The organism is Vibrio genomosp. F10 str. ZF-129 (assembly GCF_000287055.2).
Lineage (GTDB): Bacteria > Pseudomonadota > Gammaproteobacteria > Enterobacterales > Vibrionaceae > Vibrio.
On the sequence record NZ_AJYQ02000006.1, the window covers coordinates 1 to 8781 of the forward strand.

General features: G+C 44.0%; 6 protein-coding genes. 5 read left to right on the top strand and 1 reads right to left on the bottom strand.

What is annotated here, in order from left to right; translation table 11 throughout:
* The 4 genes from A1QO_RS01250 to A1QO_RS01265 all read left to right on the top strand — a co-directional run.
* Window positions 1-1531, top strand: a 1531-nt coding sequence (locus tag A1QO_RS01250; RefSeq protein WP_017041710.1) for an efflux RND transporter permease subunit, incomplete at its 5' end; no start/stop codon positions are given.
* 362 nt (window positions 1532-1893) lie between these two features.
* Window positions 1894-3273, top strand: a complete 1380-nt coding sequence (locus A1QO_RS01255; protein ID WP_017041711.1) for a serine hydrolase domain-containing protein — start codon at window positions 1894-1896, stop codon at window positions 3271-3273.
* 20 nt (window positions 3274-3293) lie between these two features.
* Window positions 3294-4649, top strand: coding sequence for a serine hydrolase domain-containing protein (locus A1QO_RS01260; RefSeq protein WP_017035940.1), 1356 nt, complete (start codon window positions 3294-3296; stop codon window positions 4647-4649).
* Window positions 4650-4722: 73 nt separating this feature from the next.
* Entirely contained in the window at window positions 4723-5502 is a 780-nt protein-coding gene (locus A1QO_RS01265; RefSeq protein ID WP_017039763.1) for a hypothetical protein, read from the top strand.
* Window positions 5503-5763: 261 nt separating this feature from the next.
* On the opposite strand, the gene A1QO_RS01270 is transcribed toward A1QO_RS01265, so the two are convergent.
* On the bottom strand, window positions 5764-6480 hold the full coding sequence (locus A1QO_RS01270) for a hypothetical protein (RefSeq protein WP_017035938.1): 717 nt from the start codon (window positions 6478-6480) through the stop codon (window positions 5764-5766).
* 740 nt (window positions 6481-7220) lie between these two features.
* On the opposite strand from A1QO_RS01270, the gene A1QO_RS01275 reads away from it, so the two are divergent.
* Window positions 7221-8354 (top strand): DcaP family trimeric outer membrane transporter, encoded by a 1134-nt coding sequence (locus A1QO_RS01275; RefSeq protein ID WP_017037801.1) that lies wholly within the window; start codon window positions 7221-7223, stop codon window positions 8352-8354.
* Window positions 8355-8781 lie beyond the last annotated feature (427 nt).

The following is an 8781-nucleotide window of genomic DNA, read 5'->3' on the forward strand; positions in this document are numbered from 1 at the left end:
ACTCGCTATTGTCTTCGGCGGTACTATTCTTGCCACTTACCTGCTCAACCAATCGGTTCCAACTGCGTTTGTTGAAGCGGAAGATAAAGGAGCGATGCTCGCGCTCGTGCAGCTCCCAGATGGCGCATCACTTAACCGAACCAATGATGTACTCAAGCAAGCAACGGACATCATTGTTAACGACCCCGCTGTGGAACTTGTCGGCGGTGCGGGCGGTTTTAGTGCATTATCGCTTTCTATGCAGTCAAACAGTGCCACCTTATTTATTGCTCTTAAATCGTGGGATGAACGTAAGCAACTGGAAGGTAGCCACACTGTATTTGATGTACAAGCTCGATTGAACGGACAGCTAAGCCGCGTTGTCGGTGGTGTGATAATGACCATTGCGCCCCCTGCTATTCCAGGTATTGGTTCTGGTTCTAACCTAGAGTACATGTTGCAAAACAGCTCTGGTGCAAGCCAAGTTGAGCTATCGAATACCGCTCAAAATCTGATTGCTAAGCTCAATGCCGCACCTGAAATTGGCCGCGCTTACACCTTGTTCCGAGCCAACGTTCCTCACTACTACATTGATGTTGATCGTGAAAAAGCGCGTCAGTATGGGGTTTCTGTCACGGCAGTGAATGACACTCTCATGACGTACTTGGCTTCTTCACGTGGTGGCGATTTCTCTTTATGGGGCAATACCTTTTACATCACTTTGCAGGCAAAAGCAGAGCAACGTATCGGTATTGATAATCTAAAAGATATTCACGTTAAAACCGCGTCTGGTGAGATGTTACCTATTTCCACCATTGCCAAAGTTGAGCCGCGCCTAGAGGCCGATATTGCATCAAAATATAACATGCTGTCGGCGACTAAGATCTATATCGCCCCTGCTCCTGGTTTCTCTTCAGGGCAAGCAATGGCCGTCGTTGAAGATATATCTAGTGCTGAACTGGGTGCCGGTTATGGCTATGAATGGACGACCATGGCATTGCAAGAAAAAATGGCCGGTAACGCCATAGTATTTGCCTTCATCTTTGCGATCGTCTTTATGTACCTATTTTTGGTGGCACAGTACGAATCTTGGGCGCTACCCGCTGCTATTATCATTGCAGCGCCTTCCGCCGCCCTAGGTGCTTATCTTGCGCTTTCTCTAACAGGTCTGGCTATGACACTTTACGGTCAAATCGGATTGATTCTGCTCATTGCTTTAGCCGCGAAGAATGCCATTTTGATTGTTGAGTTTGCCAAAATTCAACGTGAAGAACATGGTCTTAGCATCGAAGATGCAGCAGAGAAAGGCGGTACTATGCGTTTCCGAGCAGTCAATATGACCTCATGGTCTTTTATTTTGGGTATTTTGCCCCTCGCTTTTGCCTCGGGTCCCGGTTCAATTGCACAAAATGGCACAGGTCTCACCCTATTAGGAGGAATTCTTTGTGTGCTCGTGCTAGGGGTGGTGATTACTCCTGGATTCTACGCCGTATTCCAGCGACTCAGAGAGCGTTTCAATGGTTCTAAACCAGTGAATATTTCTCTCGATTAACGGGGAAACACGATTCTAGCCACAGTCAGTAAGTGGTTGCAAATCGCATAGGAAAAGTGCGAAATGGCAGGCGTCACCTTTCCTTAAACCATTGTTATAAAATGAAAAACATAACTAAGTTACCGAGTTTTATAACGAACAAGAATACCCCTTCATTGACTGAAATTGGTCGTATAAAAGGTCATCCTCATTGAGCAGATGACCTTATCCAACCCCAGAAAATGTGACCTTACCGCCAATATTGACTTCAACGCATCAAAACTGTCGAAGTGTCACCAAATGACCCATCACTTTGTCCGGTAAATCGTTATATTCACTCACGTTTTAATGTTCCATAAATTTGTCACAAGATAGGAAAAATAATGAAACTAAAACCACTCACTTTACTTGTCTCTGTACTTGCTTCACCCGTATTTGCAAGTAACTCAGCAAGCTCAGTTGAACAACCATTGAATCCCGTAGAAGCTGCTCTGAAAGCGGAAGGCGCAATGGTAAGCCTGCCGGTCGATGCGGCAAAGGGATCATTTACACCAGAATTTATTGACGCTGCACGTGCTAACTTCAACAACTTCCACTGGCAAATGGGTGGCGACCACTCTATGTATTACAACATGCATATGAGTGAATTCATGCCTACTGCTCTCGCTTCCCCAAGTGAAGAGTATAAGCCACTGGTTAAAGCCATTAACAAAGACCTTGGCGACTTAAAAGTAGTCACAAAAACCAAGGGCGAAATGACCATGGATCAGTACGTGAATGATCCTCAGTTCCGTACCCAAGGTTTCATGCTGATCCATGAAGGTAAGATCGTTTACGAAGCCTACCCTGGTATGAAGCCAACCGACCGTCATATTTGGGCATCTTCTGCAAAAACAACCGTTGGCCTTGTGACAGCAATGCTGGTTGAAGAAGGCAAAATCGATCCTAAGAAACCAATCACCACTTACATCCCAACGTTAGTTGGAACCGTTTGGGATGATGTCACTGTGTTGGATGCGCTAAACCACACTACCGGCCTAGATAACGAAGAAACACTAGAATCCATTCTTAACCCAGATTCTCCCGTTGTTCGATTCTTTGCCTCTGCATTCGGTTCACCACGTTACTCAACCGGTGAAATGGAAGGTTGGACAGACGTAGCACGCGACACTCAAAAAATTGAGGGTGAAGGCGCTGGCGAACACTTTAGATACGCATCAATGAACACCATCGTGCTCACCAAAATGATTGAAAACATTGAGAACACAGCGTGGACTCAAGTGTTTGAAGATCGTGTATGGAGCCACGTAACGGCACGTCAACCAATGTTATTTAACCAAACCCCAGACGGTATGGCGATTGCTGTAGGTCTCGTTGAAACCACTCTTGAAGATAAAGCGCGTTTCGGTACGTTATTTACTCCAAGCTGGGAAGCGGTAGCGACTGAGCAAGTGGTGACTCCTGCCATTATCGACCGTATCCGTAACAGTGGTGACAAAGCCACTTACGAAGGCACGACTAAGCAAGCAAGCTCTGTAGGCGCATTCAACGAAATGTCTGATTACCAATCATACCAATTCGACTACGTATTCGATGATGGCGCTATGGCAAAAAGCGGCAACCTAGGTCAGTTCATCTATGTTGACCCGGATCGTGATTTCGTGGGCGTTGTATTCTCTTCTAACCCATACCATTCAGGTTACGGCGAAAGCAAAGCTCCAGCACTCATGCGCTCAGCTGCTAAATACCTAGCAGACAAATAATATTTTAAAAAGGAAACAGAATGAAAATCAAACATATTGCTCTAATGGTTTCTGCTCTAGCAGCGCCGGCTACTATGGCTTCTGAAAACCCTGTAGCTGCAGCACTGAAAGCGGAAGGCGCAATGGTAAACCTACCCGTTGAAGCGGCAAAAGGGACTTACACCAATGAGTTTGTTGCAAGTGCACGTGAGAACTTTAATAACTTCCATTGGCAAATGGGTGGCGATCACGCGCTTTACTACAGCATGAACGCCGAAGAGTTCTTGCCATCAACACTGGTTTCTCCTAACGAAGAGTATAAACCGCTTGTTAAAGCACTGAACAAAGATCTGGGTAACATCAAAGTCGAAACCAAAGCTAAGGGTGAGATGACGATGGATGAGTACCTAAATGACCCTCACTTCCGTACGCAAGGTTTCATGCTGATTCATGAAGGTAAAATCGTATACGAAGCATACCCAGGTATGGAACCAACAGACCGTCACGTTTGGATGTCTTCTGCAAAAACAACCGTAGGTGTTGTTGTAGCAATGCTCGTTGAAGAAGGCAAAATTGACCCTCAACAGTCAATTACAAAATACGTTCCTGAACTAAAGGACACCGTATGGGATGACGTTCGTGTACTAGACGTACTAAACCACCAAACGGGTCTAGACAATGAAGAGACATTGGCTTCTATCATGAACCCTGTGTCCCCTGTCGTGCGCTTCTTCTCTTCTGCATTTGGTGTTCCAAGCGCAGCCACTGGTGAAGTTGAAAGCTGGATTGCAGTTGCTCGTGATACTGAAAGACTTGAAGGCGAGAAAGCGGGTGAAATCAACCGTTACGCATCAATCAATACCATCGTATTAACGAAAATGGTTGAAAACATCGAGAAAACCACTTGGTCTGCAGTGTTTGAAGAGCGTGTTTGGGGCAAAATGACGGCTCGTCAAGCAGCATTATTCAACATTGCACCTGATGGTATGGCACTAGGTCTTGGCTTGCTGCACACCACACTTGAAGACAAAGCACGCTTCGGTACGCTATTTACTCCTAGCTGGGAAGCAGTAGCGACTGAGCCAGTCGTTAAGCCAGAAGTGATCGATATCATCCGCAACAGTGGTGATAAAGCCACATTTGCTGGCCACACTAAAGAAGCAAGTTCAGTCAGTGCGTTTAACGAAGCCGCTGATTACCAATCGTACCAGTTCGATTACATCTTTGATGATGGCGCAATGGGCAAAAGTGGCAACCTAGGTCAATTCATCTATGTTGACCCTGCTCGTGATTTCGTTGGTGTTGTTTTCTCAACTAACCCTTATCACTCAGGTTACGGTGAAAACAAATCTCCGGCACTGATGCGTTCTGCTGCTAAATTCCTAGCGGACAAATAAGAATTGTTCAAGCAATAAGCTTGATCGGAATCAAACTCGCTTCATGGACGAAGCAAACTAAGAAGAAATGATAATGAAAAAGTTTGCTTTATTAACACCCCTAGCGCTTGCGCTTTCAACGCCGATTTTGGCTGAAGAATCTAACGCTATTGATCCTGCTGACGTCACTAAGGTTTATACACAAGGCGCTGTATTAATCAATGGTAGTTCAGATACATTATTACAAGGCCAAGTATCTGGTGGTCTGGATAATGGACAGCAATTCGCTCTACTTGCCGAAGCTACCTTTGTCGATGGAGACGGCGATAAAAATGATTTTGGCACCGACTACAGCAACTCTCGATTTCAGTACTTCCATGTATTTGAACCCGGTTTCGAAGCCATTCCTAAAGTTGGTGTGTCTCTAGATTACATCAATACGCGCAATGCGATTAAAAATGACCTGTTGTCTGTGGGTGCGGTTGCCGCGATTAACCCAGCGCTGACCGGTGGCTTCTTGATCTTCCCACGATTGGGCGCAATGACAGGGACAATGGAAATCCCTGGCTTAACCGATGATAAAGATGATCTGCTTGGGTATTCAGCAAGTCTGATCACAGCAAAACACATTGGTAAAAGCGGTGCTTATGTCTCTGTTGTACCAGAATGGATGGACCTTTCTGGTGATGAAATCGACATGCAAAACTTATCGGTTAAAGTTGCACTGAATGTGCCGCTCAACAGCAACCGTACTTGGTGGCTGAATACTCGCTACGACTTCGTTAAATCAAGTGTCGATTACAAAGACGCAGCATTAGCGGGCACTGGTGAGTGGCAAACAGAAGCATGGCTTGGTGTGCGTTACTACTTCTAATGAGCACCACACTTTGATAGGTTGATAACGATTGCCCTGAGTGTTGCACTTATTATTGGGCATTCAGGTTAATCTATCATAGTGAACACAGCATGCTGATTGTGTATTAAAAAATAAAGCGTCCAATTGGACGCTTTATTTTTATTGTTGCGGAATAGCTTAATATTTAAAAATAAGTATTTTTTATTTTTAAAAGCTGATTTAGCGATCGGTTAAATTTAAAAGAAGATTAAAAGTGTAATAACGGATCGCTTTCAAATACTACCGATTGAACTCATAACGGTAGTTAACGCTTAGCTTCTCTTCACTACCATAGATTGTGCTATCAGATGCCATACCAAACAAATTGAAAGAATGCTGTTTGTTAATACGATAGCTGACACCTGCACCTGCCCAGTAGATCTCAAGATCTTGAGAGCCTTGCGTTGTACCTAAAAATGCCATGGTTGTCCAATGTTCTGACCACGGTTTAAACGCAAAAGCCCCAACATATAACGCATGACTCGTTACAGGGATAAACACTGCACCATTGGGTTCTACTGAGATATCGTGATCGCGAATTTCACCATCGTTGTAACTATAGCCACCCATGACAAAGGGTTGCCATCCACCCGGTGTAAAATCAAAGTAACTTAGAGGAACAAAGGTGCCCAAATTGTATGAGGTGTTATGAGAGTCATCATCATACGTCGTCTTACGGAAATTGAAGTTAAGTATCCCAATATCAAACAACCATGATCCCCCCAAGCTCCACTCGGAAGCATCCTGGTTAATGGTCGCATTGATCATGCGAGCTTCATCTAAACCCAATGAGCCAGATATTGTGACATTATCGCCAGAGAAACCGGCACCGGCTTTGGTAATGACCTTGGTTGGATCTTCTGGGTTCTTTTCAGTTTCTGTATTTTCAGCAAATGAAAACCCTGACGTCATCGCTAAGGTTAACGCAAGTGAATAGAGCGGGAGTTTTTGTGACACGTAAGATACCTAAATAACGAGTTGGAAAGTGATATAAAAATATAATTATGCATTTTTATATCCTTGATAAATTGTGTGGATCCTATCAACGGCACCAAAATGAAAATAGGTCATTTAAGGACAGATTTACCGATTTTAAATAGATAAGAATGACGGTAAATGTCAGTTGCCCACTTTATAGTATGTGGTGAAGCCAGTATGCAGGCTTTATTAGTGGCTTATATAGTCCTTAATTGATTGGCTATAGTTGATTGGCTATCAAATTATCTCACTTCATAAGAAAAACGGACAAAATATACACCTGTGTAAATCGATTGTTATACCGTTGTCTTTTATAGATCTAGATCACCTACTTACCGCATTGGTGTCACCAAAAGACCTATGTAGCATGGCCATTTAATCTTACTCTACGGCGACAACAATGCCTTATTCACACATTGAAATTCGATGGCATTTTGAAAATGGTGCAAAATAAATTGCGCCTAGCGAATTTTTTGAGTCATGCCACACGATAAAAGCTGGCGACTTATAAAGGGCCGCTTTTTGTGCCAATCACAGTAACTAAGCGATCAAAAATAGCACAGTAAAAATGCTGGATAACAAGGCAAGATTTTCGTTAAGTCTTTATTCTACAATCAAAGATTCAAACGCCGTTATGACGTATTTTAACCAGCTAAGATGACCAGTTATTCACTGAGATTGGTATTGATAAAACCAATAGTAAGCCAACAAACACTCTTATGAATATGACAAAATTACCTTTTCTGGCACCTTGTTTGATCGCAACGTCTGCAATGACATTGGCCTCACCTGCACTATCGGCGAATGAGACGGAATACTCTTTCGGTGGCTCGATTAATACGGTTTTTCTCTTCGATAGTAATGTATCAGGAGCGGGGGCTAATATTCCTGCTGATGCTTTATATAACAAAGAGACTTATGGCGATAATAAAATTGATGCCACACTGTCTCAGCTTAGTGCAGGTGCGAAGCGCACTCTGAACGATGGTTCAACTATATCGGCGCGTTATGTGATGGATTTCAATGCTAAAAATGATTCATCTGTATCACCACGTATACGTGAGGCGTATCTACGCTGGAATAAGGGTTCCGGTCAAATCATAGCTGGCCAAACCTGGTCAACCCTGATGGACATTAGAAACTTGCCTACGTCGGTAACCGAGCCGACATTCAGTGGCGTGGCATTTATGCGCCAGCCGCAACTACGCTGGAGCCAGTCGTTTGATACTTTTAAATATGAGGTGGCGATTGAAGATGGTAGCAATGCAGATATTGTTCGTGAAACCGGTGAAGACGTTAAGCTAGACAAATCGACTCTTGACCTCATCGCAGCCGCAGATTGGGATTTTTCAGCGAACGGTCACGTTCGTCTAACAGGTTTGTTGAGCGAAAAAACATTGCACATGGGCGGACAAGAGCATGATGAACTAGGTTATGCCTTACAGTTGTCTGCTGTTTATAACATGACACCAAAAGACAAGGTTTCTTTGATTGGTTTTTATGGTAAAGGGGTGGATCGCTACGTGCTTGGCGTTTCCCAAACAGGGGCAACATGGAACAGTGATGACCAAGATCTTGAGCTTCGTACAGTCGACGGTGCAATGGCGGCGTATACCAGAACGTGGCAACCTGATTTACTGTCGGTGTTTGGTGTTGGTTCAGCTGAAACGGACCCACTAGAGTGGCAAAACGATACCTTTACTTATACGCGATACGCGATGGCCAACCTCATCTGGGAAGCCTACAACAATATCTATCTTGGTTTAGAATACAACTACTCTTACTACGAGCGTGATACCGGTGCCGAGCTTGATAACCATCGCATCGCAGTTGGGGTTAACTGGAAGTTCTAAGCGTTCAGTGTTTGAGTTCTCCTTGAGTTCTCCGATAGACACATTACTGAATGACTTTAAGATGCCTCGGTGTTGGCAGCGTGTATTCGCTTGCTCTCAACACCAGGGCATTTTTTGTTTCACCTTCCCCCCCAGTCCAGTCCAGTCCAGTCCAGTCCAGCATGTATTTCAACGCAGAATAACTGTCGAAGAGTCAACAAACAAAACAGTACCGTACGCAATGGACAACTTAAAAACACGCCCTTCATTGTCATGAAATGACCTAGCAAGCGCGACTGCACTCTCGTATTCTGAGCAATACTTAAAACCACTAGCCAATAAATAGAGTGGTTAAAAAATAGTTTTCAAGGAAGAATCAATTCACAGATGAGATGATTTATAGAAAAATGAAAGTACCCAACAGTTCTTCTAAAAACAGCGGCTCTTC

What these genes read in the sequence shown, in the direction of transcription:
- A1QO_RS01255 (WP_017041711.1), top strand. Translation starts at nt 1,894, where the DNA reads ATGAAACTAAAACCACTCACTTTACTTGTCTCTGTACTTGCTTCACCC.
- A1QO_RS01265 (WP_017039763.1), top strand. Translation starts at nt 4,723, where the DNA reads ATGAAAAAGTTTGCTTTATTAACACCCCTAGCGCTTGCGCTTTCAACG.
- A1QO_RS01275 (WP_017037801.1), top strand. Translation starts at nt 7,221, where the DNA reads ATGAATATGACAAAATTACCTTTTCTGGCACCTTGTTTGATCGCAACG.
- A1QO_RS01260 (WP_017035940.1), top strand. Translation starts at nt 3,294, where the DNA reads ATGAAAATCAAACATATTGCTCTAATGGTTTCTGCTCTAGCAGCGCCG.